This is a genomic window from Methylobacter sp. (assembly GCF_036845245.1).
Lineage (GTDB): Bacteria > Pseudomonadota > Gammaproteobacteria > Methylococcales > Methylomonadaceae > Methylobacter_A.
In genome coordinates this window covers 56,154-71,852 of record NZ_DAIUEH010000029.1, presented here as the reverse complement: position 1 = coordinate 71,852, position 15,699 = coordinate 56,154, and the positions used below count along the sequence as shown (strand labels likewise).

Sequence of the window (15,699 nt, the reverse complement as noted above, 5' to 3'; positions counted from 1 at the left end):
ATGATAAATTTAATGCTCGGACGACTTTGTGACTGACTTTTAAAACACGCACTTAAGAAAGTGTCCAGTTTTAGTTGACCATTACATATATCTCTATCAAGAGACTTGATATATGGCTGCAATCTCGATCTCTGTTGAAAGCAATAGTTTTTGGGGATTTCGTCTGTATTAGTAACTGTAAAAATTAACATTAAAAAAACTTCCAGAAGATATACGTAGGAAACATGATCAAAAGTATCAGAAATGATACTTTTGATCATGTTTCCTTTTGCGCTCTATTAATAAAAATAACCTCGTTTACTAATAGACGCTTGTTTTCTCTCATTTCTGTTATGTGGCACGGCTCATGCTTATTACATAATACAAGAACCGTAGGAGTTTCTTCTCTCGAAGTAAGTTTAACAAGGTAATCACGTCCATTACGCAGGATGAAGCGACTATGAGAAAAACCAACTCACGGGAGGCAATATGATTTCCGATGTTGCCATGGATGATCTGCGACGCTTTGCGGATGCTGGTCGGATAGGTGCGGGCATTGTCGCTCTGAGCCTGACCGCCGATAACCTTCGACCAATAATTGGGCAAGTGGTTACGGTGCGTTGGAATCTGGGCGATGGCGGCGTGGATATGGGGGTACTGTCGATTCCTGGGATGGGGCGCTTCGCAGTTCCTGCTGTGGGAGAAAAACGGATTCAAGTAGTAGATGCAGAGGAACTAAATATCGAGCTGCAGGCAGATGAACAATCAGCCAATATCGTTATCGAGCCACGGGCAATTATTCCTCGAGTTATCAGTTTTGGTGCTATGGATCAATGCGCCATTCTCGATGATTATACAGGATGGGGAGCGTTCTTCACATTACGATGTGAGCTGGAAAGGTGTAGTGCGAGTGACTCCGCATAATCTAGGGAATTTAAAGATTTCGATTACGGCCCGTAGTCGGCACGCGTTTTTTGCCGAAGAAGCAACTATACGTATCGAACGCCAAATTCCAGTTGAAGCTCCACCTGTAAACATTGAGGTTGAGCAAAAAGATCAAACAGGCTATGTCGGCGATGAAGTCCAGTTTTCGTGGAGAATAAGCGGCGCGGTGAGTGCGCATGTAATCGCAATTGATCGAGATCAACAATTTGACGTGCCATTGATAGGTGGCATACATGTTGAAATAGACGGCATTGAATCTGAGAAGTTCTGTTTGATCGCCATTGGCGCTGATGACATCCAGCACACAACTAAGCTGTCCGTTACACCGAAACTGCTGGATGTTGGTCTTTATCCAGAAGAATTATCCTACTTAACCATCAACTGGGAGTGAATAAAATGGAAGAGAACAACGTAAAACACCGTCCACTGAGCTCCATCGAGATATTCTCCTGTATGGTGACCCAGAGCGATCCAGATTTAATGAATCAATCTAATATGCTTGATAGAAGGGGCATGGTGGGGCATGCAATCATGTTGCTACTGGTTGGAATTATCGCAGTGCTGGCATGGACGGCCTTTTGGGCGAGTTTCTTGCCAATTTATGGAGCAATGCCGCTTGGTTTGCTAGTTGGCGCTTTAATTTTTGGCTTCGATCAAGCCGTAGGAGCATCGGATTGGGAACTGGCGGGCATTCTACGCAACGAACCTTACGAACTGAAGTGGTGGGGGAAACTGGTACTGCGTGTGGGTGTTTCCTTTATCTTAGCTCAGGCGACGGCGGTGGGAGTGACGCTGTGGCTATACAGTGCCACCATCGACAATTACCTGCAGGAAAAGCGAGTGGAAAAACTTGTCCCGCTCGAAGCGGATTACGTCAAGTACAAGGAGGAACTGAAAAAACGCACGATTACTCCACTCGAGATGGAACTGACCGCTTTACAGGCGGAACGCGAAACATTGAACACGAGTCTCCAGACCAGTATCGCAGCAAGAAATGCAGCACAAAGTAGGGCTTCTGCCGCCAGGATCGAAGCAGATCGCCAGGATAAAGGTGACCTGCCGGGATACAAAAAAGGTCCAGGGCCTTTCTATAAGGAGGCTAAGCGCCAAGAAGATGAAGCCGAACGCACCCTTGCTGCAACCGTTTCCGAGGAACAGCAGGCTCATGCTCGTATCGACGACGCCCTTACTCCACGCATTGACAAAATACGTTCCGATATGAAGGCTGCCAATAAGTCTTTTGACGAACAAGCAAGCAAATTAGACGAAGCTAAAACAAGGGATTCCCGTTGGGTACCTGAAAAAAGCGACCCATTACTGAGATATGAGGCCCTTCAGGCCATCAAAAACTCCACTGAACACGGCTATGCGGCTACTGAGTTTAATAGACTTATGACGACGGTGTTGATGACCTTGGAATTGATGTTTCTGTTGGTGAAGATAGTTTTTAACCATGCCTCAGTCTATACCGTGCGCTTAATTGCCCGCACCAAACGAGAAGCTGCTGAAGTCTCTGCTGAATATGCCAGGAGTGTCGATAACATCCGTCGCAATCGACCCCGTGGTAATTTAAGAGTAGTCGGTGGACAGCCCCCAAGACCATAATAGATGAGGACACAACTATGATAAGCACAAACAGCGTATCCCAACGAACACGAGATCTACTAAAATGGGAAGTGGCCAACATCCAGAGCTTTCTCGATGGGTTTGATACGCCACTCAATGGCGAACGCCGCCGAGTACAACTTGGTCCCACTGGCGAATATTTAGTTATACAGAACCTTCCGCTTCCTGATGGCTACCAGCCAGATTATGTCGACGTACTATTATTGTTAGATAAATATCCGGCTGTACCGCCTATAGGTCTATATATTTTGAACAAAGCCAATGCTGCCTTGATGGCGCAGCTTGAAACAAAATTCAACGCTTTCCGTAACAACGCCCACCACGATGCTGAAGGGATTATGGGGTATACGTGGATATGCTACCACTATGGCTCTAACTCTTGGAAGTTCAAAGGGGATAGTCCAGCACGGGGCGACAACATACGGAAATTCATAGGAAGCTTTTTCGCCGAACTTAATAAATAGGTAAATTGTCATGAAAATTACCATCAATATGAGCGCAACATTAATGGAGCGCATAAATACTCACCACCTTGCACCTGGAAAACGCTTTGAATCACTCAGCTATGTGTGGGCACGCGTGGTGCACTCCCCCACAGGCAGCATCAGGGTAGTGATTCCACATAATGCGCCAGTGCTGTTCTTCGCCCCTGACTGCTTCATCAGTCAATCAGCAGGCAATGTGAGGCTTGCGCCTGAAGTACTGAATGGAATGTTAGTAAAATTCGCCGCATCATCGTTTAACTGCCTGGTGAATGTGCATGATCACTGGTTCGATGCTCATACTCGGTTTTCCAACGCAGATGATCGCGATGACCTGGAATTTGACCAATATTTAAGGCGATCTTTCGAACCCATGCTAGTTAAGCACCCGCATATCGGTCAGGCTCGCGCAATTTACAACCTTTCGATTGTTCTGGCGCAAAAGGCATGCGATGCTCGGTTGATCGATAGTCGAGAAAGCAGCCCCTTTCAACCGGTGAACACGATAAATCTTATAGGCGGACACTTCGGGCACCTGAATACCAGCAGGAAGGAATTGCAACAAATGAACAAAGAGATGTTCAACCGTCAAGTTGATTTCATTCCTGCTGATAAGCAAGATCTACTGACCGACATTAATGTGGCGTTGGTCGGCTGCGGCGGTCTGGGCAGCATATTGGCCGAAGATTTGGGTCGTGCCGGATTCGGCGAGGTAGACCTGTTTGACGACGACAAGCTGGAGTTGTCCAATCTCAATCGTTGGCAAGGAGGCATGCCGGGGGATGTGGGCAAATTTAAGGCTGATCTGTTGGCTGAACGGATGCGGCGCATGTTTCCCCACATGCGGGTAAAGGCGTATGCCCGGTCGATTTACGCTGAACGCATCGAGCAGGCGATTGCGTTCAACGATATCATCGTGGCCGGATTGGATAATGACGAGGCACGTTTTTTTCTCAATCGGCTGAGTCTACAATACAGCATCCCTTACTTTGATTCAGGGGTGGCAATTACGGGGTGCGTGGATACCACAGATTTCCGGAGTCGCTATTTTGCAGTGCTGCCCGGCGTGACCGCCTGCACGGAATGTACAGGGTTTAAACTTTACGACAAGGAACAAGTTCGCGATGCGTCCGCTGACGAAGCTACCGCGCGTTCACGCCGCGCCGCAGGCTATGTCATGGATCAGCCACAAGTAACTTCGCCAAGCGTCTATTTTGTAAACCAGAGAGCTTCATCATTATTAGTACAAGAGTTGCTTAATTACGTATGTGGCTGGCGTGCTACTGCAACCACAATCTTAGAAAGCTGGAGAAACGGTGTATTTCAACGTGCGGATAGGGATAACTTTCCCGAAACACCAGACCCAGAGTGCCCCGTGTGCAGCTATTACGCTGGTGCCGCCGATGTTGAGCCATTACCTCGACCGAGGCCGTTCCTGAAGCAAGTTCCAATCAACCTTTTTTCCAAACCACACACCCAGGAGGTGCATCATGGCTAAGCCAAAACCCATTATGATTGACGGCGAGTACCGCGAAGTCAGTCCTAACGCCAAAATCATAGACATCGTTCCTAAGGACGTAAACTCAATAACGAGCTACGACGGAACGCTGATTCCCAAGGCAGATTTCGCTCGGGTTGACGTGCCACACGGTTTCGAAACCAACCTTTCGGCGATCAACAAAGGAGGATAAAAAGTATAAATTGTACCACCAGACCGATGTGTGAGTCGGGTGGTACAATTTCACCGCGAGTATTCACGATCACGTTTTAGGAGATAAATCATGGGATTTTTTAAATCACTACTGTATCTGGTTCCAATACGCTTAGGGCGTGAACGCCAGATTGATCCAGACCACCTTGGCGACCGTATTTACAGTAATCGCCGCAATCCCAATTCTGGGGTCGTGTTCATTGGTGATGCCATAGAAAACACCAAAGATGAGCTGTTTGCCCTGACACGCCGCACCCCCGCCGATGGCTATCTGGTCCGCGACAGCGACGGCACAACCACGACGCAGATAGCCAGGGTTCGCGAACCCGGAAGAAATCGCTAATATTCTCTAGAATCAGGACGCCTTGTGGGTGGGTCGCCCCATAAGACAATTTACAAAAGGCGCTTTCTGGTTCTTGACTGAGCAACTTTCCCAAAATCCTGCTTCCTCCGCTTGCACGAGGTAAGCGGTGGTTATGTCTACAAGCAGTATATGTTTCTCACAACGACATTCATGGGGTTCATGCCTTCGCCTTGATGTACTTGTCGATAAAGCCATCCGCATTGAATGGTAACGTGAACCTCAAAGTAAAAAAAGGCCAGTGCGGTGATGTCTACGCCTAAGAACCAATATTCAAACTGGTCAGAAGAACAATTGTGAACAACCCACGATGCTTGCCGAGATTGACGCCACCTTTAGATTCTTGAATACCGACCTTAGCTTGTGCCCAATTTACTTCCAGACAGAAAAGCGCACATCAGCCACTTTGTTCATTACTAATCAGCGTCTGGTGCATCCCTGCGCCATCAGCTCAAGTGCAGTAAGGCATCCATAAAATAAAACCGACCCGATAAGTAAATGGAAAATGTTTTTTGATCACAAAAAATTTATAGTGCCGAGATAGACCTCTACTCCTTATTTTTTGGACTTTTCCACGATTCAACCAAAGTTACCAGCTCATCCTGTTGCACCGTTGTCGTCTTCTGTTGTCTGTTAAGTATTTTATCTAACTCCCGAATCACGCGCGGGCCTTTCAGTGTTATGTTGCCAGTCAAAAGCCGCATAGCAGGCCTGAGTTCATACTTCCCGCCCGGCCTTTTGTAGCGCTCCAGTGCCGCACCGACGCATCGCTGCAGTAAAGCCTGTACCGCGTTTTCCAAGCGGGGCTTGATTCCATCTAGTGCGGGGTCGTTCTTCTCGACGGTCAGTGTGGCGATGATTTCATGCAAGTTTGAAAGATTAACTGACACCGGCAAGGACAGCGGAGTTGCATTTGTTTTGTCAGAGAGGGAGGTATTTATGGAAAGCTCTGGATGCACCTCTTCTCGCGTTACGTGTTGCTGCCCAGAACCCTTTGGCGTTGGAAGAATAATTTTATCCGCGCCGATTACCTGATTGTTGCCAATTCTAACTACCAAACTACTGACAATTTTCTCCAATTCGCGGACATTGCCCGGAAAATCGTATTTGTTGAGTTTGAGCATAGCATTTTCTGAAAAGCAGATACCTCTCTTGCCGCGAGTTGTCATCTCTCTTGTCAAGAAAAACTCCGTTAAAGGGACAATGTCGGTGCGACGGTCACGCAATGGTGGCACGCTAATGGTCGCACCACTGATGCGATGATATAAGTCTTCACGAAACTCCCCCTCATCGATACGCTCGGGCAAATTACGATGTGTTGCGCTTATGATGCGCACATCTACTTTAATATCCTTCTCTCCACCCAAACGACGCACAACTTTTTCCTGTATTGCCCGTAAAATCTTTGACTGAAGCGGCAAGGCCATATCGCCGATTTCGTCAAGAAACAGCGTCCCCCAGTAGCTAGCTCGAAGTATCCCTTAACATCTCGCGTATTGGCGCCTGTACCAGGCAATGTACCGAAAAGTATCGACTCGGCTATCCCTTCTGGTATCGTCGCCGTGTTGAATGCCTCGTAACGGGGTATGCTACGTGAAGACATGTGATGGAGGTATTTCGCCAAATTTTCCTTCCCCGATCCGGTTTCACCTAAAATCAAGATCGGCTGGTCGCTCTCGGCATACACACGCGCAAGGCGATAAACATTGATCATTTCTTTCGAGGCAAAAGCAATATCATCACCCACACCAAGTAATTTCCGCGCTTGATCTATATCAAGCTTTCCACAATCCAGAAGGACGCGCATCAGCTCTCGCTCGTTGATGCCATCCTTAGAAAGATAAGGCTCTTGTGAATCATTTGACTCAATGATCTTAGATTCGTGCTTGCCGGAAAACATGACCACTGGCAAATCCGGGAAACCACCCCGGAGCTGTTTGCGCACGATCAATCCGAACTTATCATCCTCTGATCGGCCTTTGGGTCTATCCGCTTCTAATACCCCAGAATCAAAGCGTACGTCCAGCAGAACAAGATTCCATTGCCAGGCGGCGTCCGCGCCCCAGCCTTGCTTCACGGCTTCGGCAATCACCCCATAATCATTCGTTACTACATTGCCATCCACTCGTTGGCCGGAGCAGAAGAAGGCCTCAATACCATTGGCAGCAGGTTGACTCGACCCACTCTCAGCAATTTCAGTTTTGGAAAGTAAATCATAGCTCAGGTCATCGTAGCGCGCGTATTGGTCGTCTATGATGAGTATGCGTATTGGTTTCATGGCAACATCCCCCCCTTAGGCAAACGTTCCAGTTCCATAACTAGCGCGCTGGCTTTTTCGCGCACACCTTTCCACGCCGTTCTCACTTTACTTTCATTTTCAGGCTGGGCCAGCGCCCATACGCGAGACAATTTTTGCAGCGCTGCTTCCATGCCCATCGCAGCAGCCTCAAGCGACACTTGCAATGCGAGAATGCCGGAGCTTTCGAGATAAGCCGCGTGTACTGTGTCCTGGATCGCGGATTTCATTTCCGCAGTCAAACCACCAAAAGGCTTGAGCGTATCCACCAATTGCGCCGGGCTGAAACCATCGGCCAAACTATCCACCAAACGGGAAAGATCTTGCACGCGCATGGCATATCTGGTCGCCAGATCAGCTCTACTTTGCTGCCAAAGGTTGATAACGGTTTCTATGGAAATATAAAGAACTTCGTTTTCAAGCCAGGAATGCTTGAGCTGGCCACGAAGAGTGTTTGCGTCACAGGCAATGTTCCACGGAGTCAATATCATCGCTGAGGAAGCCACTTGTGAAAACAAATCTCTGATTTTTATCTTAACCTTCGCGATTTTATCGTTATCCCATTCTGAAGCATTGCTCCAGTCTGCGTCATTTTCTCCGCCGATCTCCTTATATTGTTCGCAAGCCTCGCCCCATTGTTTACCTGTCATACAATCCAGTGGCACACTATTTTTCTCATTAGCTACCAACAGTAAATAAGCGGCGACCAACGTTTCTTTCAGTTGAGGCTTATAAAAAACATCTAGGGTACTTGATTTTGAGTTTAAGTATTCCTGCCAAACATCAACCTCATATTCGTTACCTGCTTCAAGGCGTAATATATTCGCAGCGGTCGGGATTGCACTATATGTAAGAACATGAGCAAAATACTTTTCAACATCAATATTTCTGACGTTGCGGTCATGAGCCACCAGCCAATTTATCTTCCCGCCTTCCGGGCATTGACTTATTATCGCCCCCTCCAAATTTTTTTCTGTTGCCCAATCACCCATTGTCTTTTTTATTACTAAGCTGCTAATTTCCACAAGAATTTTTTCAAGGGCATCAGCACGACTCTTATTGTTGTCAATTAGAAATAACTTATCCACCATTGCCTAGATCCCCCTCACAACAATCTACAATCCCAAAACCACAATTGAGCTTACCTTGTATCTGAAAGAAAAAACCAGTCAAGCCTTTAGGTAGGTTTTTCGGAACGTTGTTTCCATTTATACGCTCAGATATTTTTCCTCCCACTCCCCATGTATCTTCTGAACTGGATAAGACTCTTTCACAAACCAACTGGCCAGTGGCCATATCAACCCATTGTGCATATAGTGAATCTGCTCCAGACAGTGTTGCACACTTAGCGATTGAACTTAGATGATTTCCTCTCGTGTCAATTCTCAACTCATTACCGACGAGACCGTTTTCATGAATTGATATGAATGCGTCAATTCCTGCTTCAGATTGTTTTATGTCAACAATGCAATTTACAAAACTATGTTTACCAGGAGTGGTCTTCGATAAGAACATCCGCTCCACATTGGCTTTAGTGTCGAGCTCGGGCGATAGACTGTTATATGCCGAAATTGCATTGGCAAACGTGTCGGCTAATGCTAACGCGTTGAACCAAAGATAATCATATTCGCCAGCGTTAACAGTTATAGAAAAGTTAGTAAATGAATCTTGAAACACCGCATTAATGCGATCTTTAATTACGCGTTTTATTCGTCCGCACTCAGAATTAGTTTGGGATAAATCTTTTAATGAGGGGCGTCCGCTATGACTAATCGGCCTATTGGCTTGGTTAAGGTCGCCATTACCAAAATCCTTCACGAATGGTTTGGGTGCTTTTATAATGAAAGAATTGAAATAATAATCATTTTCGGAAATATGGTTGATGTTTTCTAAATTCCGAAAAGCATGCCAATCCCTGACAGATGCCTTAGCGATTGCCAATTCCTTTTGTAGGTTCAAGTAACTGCCGCTCTGCAGAAAGGTAAGATAGTTCTTTATTTTATCTTTCACCGGAGTTACGTCGACAAGCGGCCCAAGAACTACCGATATAACTGCAATTATATGTTTGGAAGACTGCTTGACCTCAGAAACAATGGCGGTGCATGTTGTTACATTATTTTTTCTTAGGGGACGAAACTCTTCACCGATGGTTTTTAATTGGTCTAAATCTAAGCTCTTATCCAATATACCTATATCACTCAAATTGGTATCAGTGTCGCTTTCAAGAATATGTGTCCAAATAGATGAGCTCTTGTCCATTCTCCCCTCCTCATGAAACTTTTTCCAAAGAGTTTCATTGTGAGCTTTATCGTCACCGTCACCCATGAAACAATTAAATGGGTGATCAAGGGCTGGCATTCGTAATTTCGCCATCTTCCCATCTTCGTACTCAACAAGATAGGGAGCAACAAACAAGATGTCATTATCCCCAACTATATGGATTATGCTTGAAGAAATGAGTTTCAATAGTGCTAGCTCAGATTCAGTTGCTCGACTCATTCATTACCCATCAGATTATTGCTCTGCCTGCATTCAACTATGAATGCGGCCAACCTCAAAAACGTGAAGATGAAACCAGAAGGGAAGCTCAACCTTCTGCGTGTAGCTGCCTTGTTGACCAAGGTCGCTCTTTATGGCATCTGCAATTCGACCCGCTTCATCGGGACTGTGTATGAAACACATTGAATAAGCCCTATTTCGAATCTCTTCTACAATATCTGATGGGCTAAGCTCCCACGACCACCCTAAATCAGGCGGTACTTCAAAACTATAACTTGTCAAGGTTAAACCAAAGGCTTTCCATGTTGACAAATCCATCACTGGAATAGGGTATGGACCAGAACGCTCATTGGAGAGAGATGGTTTAGCCTCCCTGTCACGGTTGCCCTGGTAAATCACTAACACGTTTTGAATCGCCTCAGGAAGGAGCTCTAAGTAATGCGGATTCCCAGTCAATGCGTAGTAAAAAAAAGACACCTCCTCAACCACAACTATATGACGCACCCCACTTCTTGCAGCAATCTTGGTTAATTTTGCCATACTCTGGGGAAAATCCAAAAGATGGGCAACCATGCAAAGAAAGATACAATCAACTCCATCAAGATTAACGCCTGCAAGCTCATCCACCCCGCCTTCTATACACACGACGTTCGGAACGGCATTCTTTGCAATGACGAGCATCTCTTTGGATACGTCAATGGCAAAGAGCTTACCATTGGCATGGCCTCGCCGTTGCATGGTTTGTAACCAGAATCCAGTGCCTGCGCCGAAATCGGCCACCGAGTTTAACTTGACGCTTTTCTCAGCAATCAAGTCTATTAATTCCTCCGCAGGGCATTTGTCGCGTTGCCTACTGGCCTCATATCGGTTCGCACAATGGGAGAATGAGTAAATCATGTTATGTAACCTTTCCTGTTTATTTATTCACCTGCCGGTTTGTAGAGTTCAGCGAGGGATATTTTCCCGCCTACAATATGATTTATTGCGACACTTTTTATTACATTTCCTTTTGAACTAAAGCGATAATCGCCATTTACCCCCTTGAAATCGGAACGGCTCAATGCGTCAACCAGCAATTCGCGATTTTCGGCACCGCCAGCAACGGCTTGAGAAATAAGCGTTGCGGTGTCGTACGCCGTTATTTCATAAAGTCCTGGCGACTTTCCATAACGTTCATTAAAACCATTGCCAAAGTGTTCCGGGATAATCGTACTATCTACGTATGCAATGGAGTAGTACACTTCTGTTAGCACTTGAGGGGGCAGGGATAAATTTTCGGGAGACTCTAACCCTTGATTGCACAGAATAGGGATATTCGGTGATTGCTCACGTATGCTTTGCAATACTGCGCCTAGAGCAGATGAGTAACCTGTTATTACGACGGCATCCGGTTTTTTGGCAAGTGTTTTGGCTGCCAAGGTACGGATATCAAGTGCTTTTTTTTCATAACTATCTGTATAAACAACCACAATCTTATTTTGCTCAAAAAAATGAGTAAATTGCATTGATGACGCCTTACCACCCGCGTCATTTATATACAAAATAGCCACTTTCTTAGGCTTTAATTTTTCAGTTGTGTACTTCACCAAGGCTTCTGTTTCTTGAGCAGAATTTATAATGGTACGAAAGATACCCTTGCGTCCATCTGTTATATCCGGTGAAGTTGCTGTTGAAGTAATTAAAGGCAGCCCAGATTGCGTTGCTACGTCGCGTAGTGCCATCATATCGCCAGAAGTGACAACCCAAAGAGCAATTGTACTGTCATCAGCTAATACCTTTTGCGCTAAAGTGGCCGCAGTTTTAGGTTCGCCCATAGAATCCAGAAGATCAAATTTCACTGCGGTTGCACCATCTATAGTGGCCATCTCTGTTCCATGCTGAATCCATTCGCCATAAACCGATGCCGGTCCTGTCATTGGCGCAATCACCGCGACTTTTTTAACAGAGGTATCAGATTCTTGTTTCTCATTACACCCCCCAAGAGCTAACGCGACAAACATCGCAACCAAAAAACTTTTTTTCAATCGATTCATCAAAAACTCCAATAATTTTAGTCGTGTTCTATAAATATGGCAGTAGGCAAAGATTGCGACATAATGTTTGCGTCGGCAGCCACGCCGGCAGAAGGCTCGTCAGCGAGAATAATATTACCGGACGACAACACAACCATGCCCCATGCCAATTTTTGTTTTTGCCCGCCGCTTAGCATACCGGATGATTGATTGGCTGAAATGTCTTTAGCCCACTCGGGAAATTTTTCACGGAAGCGTTCATAGCCCTCTCTCCCAACTGCAAGTTGCAGGTTCTCCCGCACCGTGAGTGAGGGGAATACATTGTCCCGCTGCCGCATATAACGTATACCTCGTGCAGTGCGTTCGTGGGTAGGTAGCTTTGAAATATCTTCCCCCCTGAATAGAATCCGACCCTCGTTTAGCGGCAATACTCCGGTAATTGCATTGAACAGAGTGCTTTTGCCCGCTCCGTTTGGGCCGGTGATACGCACTTGCTCGCCTTCGAAAACATCCAGGCTGACATCATCAAGCACAAGCCGTTGTCCAATTCGCACACAGACGTGTTCGATTTGCAGCAGCGGCGTACCGCCTGACTCGCGCTTTTGTCCCCTTATCCATTCAAAATTCAGCAGACCCATTTTAGCTCCAACTCCTCGCGTATCAGCGCTCCTTCATTGAGAGTATAGCGAAGATCACACACCGGGGTAATGGCATCATGGTTATGTTCTACGATGAGCATGGCACGGTGCGTCGCGTTGGCCAAGCGGTTGAGGTCTTCAACGAGTTTTGCGGCTGAGTCGTGATCAAGGCCTGCTAAGGGTTCATCAAGTAACATCACTTTGGAGCCGGTCTGCAACAGGCGGGCAATGGCAACACGCTTGGATTGTCCCACAGAAAGCTGATCGCCGGAGGAGTCGGCACGGTCCGCCATGCCAAGCATATCGAGCCAAGCGAGCGCCTGCGAGCGGAATTCGCGCTCTTGTTGTTTGACTTTGCCCAGAGCGAAAAGCGCGAGCGCCGGGTTGATGCCGATAGCGTGCGGCGAGGCGGCGAGGACGTTTTCCAGTACGGTCATGGTGGAAAACAATCGGATGTCCTGCCACAATCGCGCCAGACCGAGGCGCGCGAGCCGATCCGGCGTTTCATTGAGGATGTCCACCCGTGTGCCATTGAATTCTAGACTGGCTGTACCTGTATCTGGTTTGAGGAAGCCGGAAAGTACGTTGAGCAGGGTAGTCTTGCCGCAACCATTAGGGCCGCGCAGCAATGCAATCTGTCCGCCAGTGAGATCAAGATTCGCACCGCACAGCACCTGCTGCCCGCCAAAGGCGATGGAAAGCCCCTCCGCTTTCAACCGGACGCGTGGCAACAACGTCTCTTGGCACGATTGTGTCGCTGGGATGTCGCTTGCTCTTTCTAATACTGCGCAAATTTGTGTCATCATTGGTATCGGTACGTTCCCGCTAAACCCTGCGGTCGCAGGTGCATCATCAGAATTAACAGCAAGCCGTATGCCAAGAGGCGCACATTGGCTGCCACGGCATCCGGTAATTGCAGAAAGCGAAGCGCCTCGGGCAACAGGATCAGCACTGCCGCTCCCGTGAGTGGCCCACGCACATTGCCGGTTCCGCCAATGACGACCATGCTGAGCATGAGGATGGATTCGTCGAGCGAGAACGAGGTGGGATCTATGTAGCTGACGTAGGAAGCGTAAAGTCCGCCGGCAATACCGACCATGGCCGAGGCGAGCGCGAAGGCTTGAAGTTTGAGCCAATTGACAGGGATGCCAATTGAGTACGCGGCAAGTTCGTCGTCGCGCATCGCTTGCAGAGCTCTACCGAACGGCGACCATTTGAGCAGCGCCATGACCATGCCCAACCCCGTCGCGAGTACCCCGTAGAGCACAGTTATGGAGCCTGTAGTTACAAAACTGTAACCAGCCATAACAGGACGGGCAATTCCGGAAATACCGAAAGGGCCATTGGTCAGATCAGTCCAATTATACAGCGTGGCATAAATAAGGGTCTGCACCGCAATGCTGATCATCACGAAATAGTCGCCCTTAAAACGCCAAGCCGGAAGCGAAACGAGGAGGCTCAGTACGCCCGCCGCAAATGCTCCAACCGCCAATCCCGGAAAGAATCCCCAGCCGAGTTTGGTCCACAACAACGCTGCGGTATAAGCTCCGATGCCGTAATAAGCAGCATGCGCCACTTGCAATAGGCCGCCGTAGCCAATCAGTAGATTGAGCGACATTGCGACGATGGCGTATATTTCGAAATAGATGATGAGGTGATAGAGGTAGTTCATGCGCCCTCCTCAAGCCTTACCTTGCGTGCAAATATGCCTTGCGGCCGGAAAAACAAGAACAATCCTAGAAGCGTGAACGTGACTGCTTCCTCCCAGCGGGCGGAGCCGAACCATACCACTTCGGCACGCAATACACCGAGCAGTACGCCTCCCAAAAATGGGCCGATGAAGCTGCCCGTGCCGCCGATAATCATCGCAACCATACCAAGCAGTACTGCTTTGAGGCCAATATGCGGGTCGAAGCCAACGTCCCATGCAACAGCAAGTGCGGCTATCGATGCGAGCGCAGCACTTAGACCGAAAACCCAGCGGCGAAGGACACGCACATTGCGTCCGAGCAGCGACACCAAAATCGGATTGTCAGCTAAGGCCCTAAGTTCCAGCCCGCGATTGGCACCATTCAGCCAGATGAAAAGCGCTACTGTCGCCAAAAGAGTAAGCACGGGCCCCAGTACTTGAGCCTGTGCCAGCGTGACCTCGAATACTGTCCAGGTTTGATCCACACCAATCCGCAACACTTGAGTCTCGTTGCCCCAGGTGAGCGCGATGCATTGGACAATTACAATATAAGCACCCAGCGAAGCAATTAGATGAACCTCAGCCGGTGCCCTTTTACGCGAGAACGGCCAATGAATGCTCTCGTCTATCAACACCCCCAAACAAACCGCCGTAAAAACGGCGAGTACCGCCGCCATCCAAGCGGGCAGACCGACTGCAATTGTTGTGATCACCAGATATGGTGCCAGTGCGCCGATACCCCCAAGAGCGAGGTGAAACACCTTCGTGGTACGGTACACCAGCGCAAATGCCACGCCGATGGCACCGAAGAGTATGCCTTGAAGTAAGCCGTTAAGAAATATTTGCATGGATTACGAGATTCGGTTATCTAATGTTGTCAGCACAAGTAGTTGTTATGTCGATACGAGGCAATAACCATACCACATCCAGAAAGATGTAAGGCTTATTAGCCGCCAAGCAATCCACCTTAGCCTGCGGGTATCGGCGGTATGCTTTCGCAGAACCACACTACGAGATCTTGCTAATTGTCTACACTTCACTGTTGCTTTTGCGCTTTCCAGCAGAAGTATCAAAGAGCGTTGAAAGCTTCCCAGTTTTCTCAATTAAAAACGTCAAATTTTTACCACGAATCATTGCTATCTTATTGTTCTAAAGCTATTTCTAAGTTTAATTAATGGAAAAAGTAACGTTGAAAATGGCAAAATTGGATACTTTTTACATGCTTATACAACACAGGCCACCATAACGTTTGTCTATCCAAACAATTGATAAATACACTCATGACCGATAACGGTGCCTTGATTGACTTTTATCCCCCCCGAGACTGGCTCCAGACTACAGTCCAGAAGAATTCTTCCAATCACTTCTTCAGTCATTTTCAGGACTTTAGTAGCCTCTGATCTGCGATTATCCGCTCTAATTCTGTGCTTGTTTCGGTCGATAGTCCAGCTGGCCAATAT

Annotated in this window: 15 protein-coding genes and 1 pseudogene; 7 read left to right on the top strand and 9 right to left on the bottom strand. The window is 47.5% G+C overall.

Annotated features, from left to right (window positions below; genetic code table 11):
• Positions 1 to 468 precede the first annotated feature (468 nt).
• The 7 genes from V7051_RS14025 (at position 469) to V7051_RS13995 (ending at position 5,086) form a co-directional block, all read left to right on the top strand.
• Positions 469 to 903: a hypothetical protein gene (locus V7051_RS14025; protein WP_333875797.1), complete on the top strand. Its 435-nt coding sequence runs from the start codon at positions 469 to 471 to the stop codon at positions 901 to 903.
• Positions 890 to 1,315 carry a hypothetical protein gene (locus tag V7051_RS14020; protein WP_333875795.1) on the top strand — a complete coding sequence of 142 codons (426 nt, stop codon included), beginning with the start codon at positions 890 to 892 and terminating at the stop codon, positions 1,313 to 1,315. The genes V7051_RS14025 and V7051_RS14020 overlap by 14 nt, the downstream gene beginning before the upstream one ends.
• A gap of 5 nt (positions 1,316 to 1,320) precedes the next feature.
• Positions 1,321 to 2,529, top strand: coding sequence for a DUF4407 domain-containing protein (locus V7051_RS14015; RefSeq protein ID WP_333875794.1), 1,209 nt, complete (start codon positions 1,321 to 1,323; stop codon positions 2,527 to 2,529).
• A 17-nt stretch (positions 2,530 to 2,546) separates the two neighbouring features.
• Positions 2,547 to 3,014 carry a hypothetical protein gene (locus V7051_RS14010; RefSeq protein WP_333875792.1) on the top strand — a complete coding sequence of 156 codons (468 nt, stop codon included), beginning with the start codon at positions 2,547 to 2,549 and terminating at the stop codon, positions 3,012 to 3,014.
• Positions 3,015 to 3,024: 10 nt separating this feature from the next.
• Positions 3,025 to 4,530: a ThiF family adenylyltransferase gene (locus tag V7051_RS14005; RefSeq protein ID WP_333875790.1), complete on the top strand. Its 1,506-nt coding sequence runs from the start codon at positions 3,025 to 3,027 to the stop codon at positions 4,528 to 4,530.
• A complete protein-coding gene (locus V7051_RS14000; protein WP_333875788.1) occupies positions 4,523 to 4,723 on the top strand; it encodes a hypothetical protein in 201 nt (66 codons plus the stop codon). The genes V7051_RS14005 and V7051_RS14000 overlap by 8 nt, the downstream gene beginning before the upstream one ends.
• Positions 4,724 to 4,813: 90 nt before the next feature.
• The gene (locus tag V7051_RS13995) at positions 4,814 to 5,086 is read left to right on the top strand and encodes a hypothetical protein (protein ID WP_333875786.1); all 273 of its coding nucleotides are present in this window, start codon (positions 4,814 to 4,816) and stop codon (positions 5,084 to 5,086) included.
• Between the two features lie 566 nt (positions 5,087 to 5,652).
• On the opposite strand, the pseudogene V7051_RS24685 reads toward V7051_RS13995, so the two are convergent.
• The 9 genes and pseudogenes from V7051_RS24685 to V7051_RS13950 all read right to left on the bottom strand — a co-directional run.
• Positions 5,653 to 6,779, bottom strand: a pseudogene (locus V7051_RS24685) (sigma 54-interacting transcriptional regulator); the annotation flags it as partial.
• A 599-nt stretch (positions 6,780 to 7,378) separates the two neighbouring features.
• Positions 7,379 to 8,491, bottom strand: a complete 1,113-nt coding sequence (locus V7051_RS13985) for a hypothetical protein (protein WP_333875784.1) — start codon at positions 8,489 to 8,491, stop codon at positions 7,379 to 7,381.
• Entirely contained in the window at positions 8,481 to 9,899 is a 1,419-nt protein-coding gene (locus V7051_RS13980; RefSeq protein ID WP_333875781.1) for a hypothetical protein, read from the bottom strand. The genes V7051_RS13985 and V7051_RS13980 overlap by 11 nt, the downstream gene beginning before the upstream one ends.
• A gap of 33 nt (positions 9,900 to 9,932) precedes the next feature.
• On the bottom strand, positions 9,933 to 10,712 hold the full coding sequence (locus V7051_RS13975; protein WP_333875779.1) for a class I SAM-dependent methyltransferase: 780 nt from the start codon (positions 10,710 to 10,712) through the stop codon (positions 9,933 to 9,935).
• A 107-nt stretch (positions 10,713 to 10,819) separates the two neighbouring features.
• A complete protein-coding gene (locus tag V7051_RS13970; protein ID WP_333875777.1) occupies positions 10,820 to 11,932 on the bottom strand; it encodes an ABC transporter substrate-binding protein in 1,113 nt (370 codons plus the stop codon).
• Between the two features lie 17 nt (positions 11,933 to 11,949).
• Entirely contained in the window at positions 11,950 to 12,549 is a 600-nt protein-coding gene (locus tag V7051_RS13965) for an ATP-binding cassette domain-containing protein (protein WP_333875776.1), read from the bottom strand.
• The gene (locus V7051_RS13960; RefSeq protein ID WP_333875774.1) at positions 12,537 to 13,355 is read right to left on the bottom strand and encodes an ABC transporter ATP-binding protein; all 819 of its coding nucleotides are present in this window, start codon (positions 13,353 to 13,355) and stop codon (positions 12,537 to 12,539) included. Before V7051_RS13960 ends, V7051_RS13965 begins: the two co-directional genes overlap by 13 nt.
• Entirely contained in the window at positions 13,352 to 14,221 is an 870-nt protein-coding gene (locus tag V7051_RS13955) for a branched-chain amino acid ABC transporter permease (RefSeq protein ID WP_333875772.1), read from the bottom strand. The genes V7051_RS13960 and V7051_RS13955 overlap by 4 nt, the downstream gene beginning before the upstream one ends.
• Positions 14,218 to 15,087, bottom strand: coding sequence for a branched-chain amino acid ABC transporter permease (locus tag V7051_RS13950; protein WP_333875770.1), 870 nt, complete (start codon positions 15,085 to 15,087; stop codon positions 14,218 to 14,220). Before V7051_RS13950 ends, V7051_RS13955 begins: the two co-directional genes overlap by 4 nt.
• Between the last annotated feature and the right edge of the window lie 612 nt (positions 15,088 to 15,699).

Bases quoted from the DNA above. Each gene is read 5' to 3' on its own strand.
- V7051_RS14025 (WP_333875797.1), top strand. From the start codon at position 469: ATGATTTCCGATGTTGCCATGGATGATCTGCGACGCTTTGCGGATGCT.
- V7051_RS14015 (WP_333875794.1), top strand. From the start codon at position 1,321: ATGGAAGAGAACAACGTAAAACACCGTCCACTGAGCTCCATCGAGATA.
- V7051_RS14010 (WP_333875792.1), top strand. From the start codon at position 2,547: ATGATAAGCACAAACAGCGTATCCCAACGAACACGAGATCTACTAAAA.
- V7051_RS14005 (WP_333875790.1), top strand. From the start codon at position 3,025: ATGAAAATTACCATCAATATGAGCGCAACATTAATGGAGCGCATAAAT.
- V7051_RS14000 (WP_333875788.1), top strand. From the start codon at position 4,523: ATGGCTAAGCCAAAACCCATTATGATTGACGGCGAGTACCGCGAAGTC.
- V7051_RS13995 (WP_333875786.1), top strand. From the start codon at position 4,814: ATGGGATTTTTTAAATCACTACTGTATCTGGTTCCAATACGCTTAGGG.
- V7051_RS13985 (WP_333875784.1), bottom strand. From the start codon at position 8,491: ATGGTGGATAAGTTATTTCTAATTGACAACAATAAGAGTCGTGCTGAT.
- V7051_RS13980 (WP_333875781.1), bottom strand. From the start codon at position 9,899: ATGAGTCGAGCAACTGAATCTGAGCTAGCACTATTGAAACTCATTTCT.
- V7051_RS13970 (WP_333875777.1), bottom strand. From the start codon at position 11,932: ATGAATCGATTGAAAAAAAGTTTTTTGGTTGCGATGTTTGTCGCGTTA.
- V7051_RS13965 (WP_333875776.1), bottom strand. From the start codon at position 12,549: ATGGGTCTGCTGAATTTTGAATGGATAAGGGGACAAAAGCGCGAGTCA.
- V7051_RS13960 (WP_333875774.1), bottom strand. From the start codon at position 13,355: ATGATGACACAAATTTGCGCAGTATTAGAAAGAGCAAGCGACATCCCA.
- V7051_RS13955 (WP_333875772.1), bottom strand. From the start codon at position 14,221: ATGAACTACCTCTATCACCTCATCATCTATTTCGAAATATACGCCATC.
- V7051_RS13950 (WP_333875770.1), bottom strand. From the start codon at position 15,087: ATGCAAATATTTCTTAACGGCTTACTTCAAGGCATACTCTTCGGTGCC.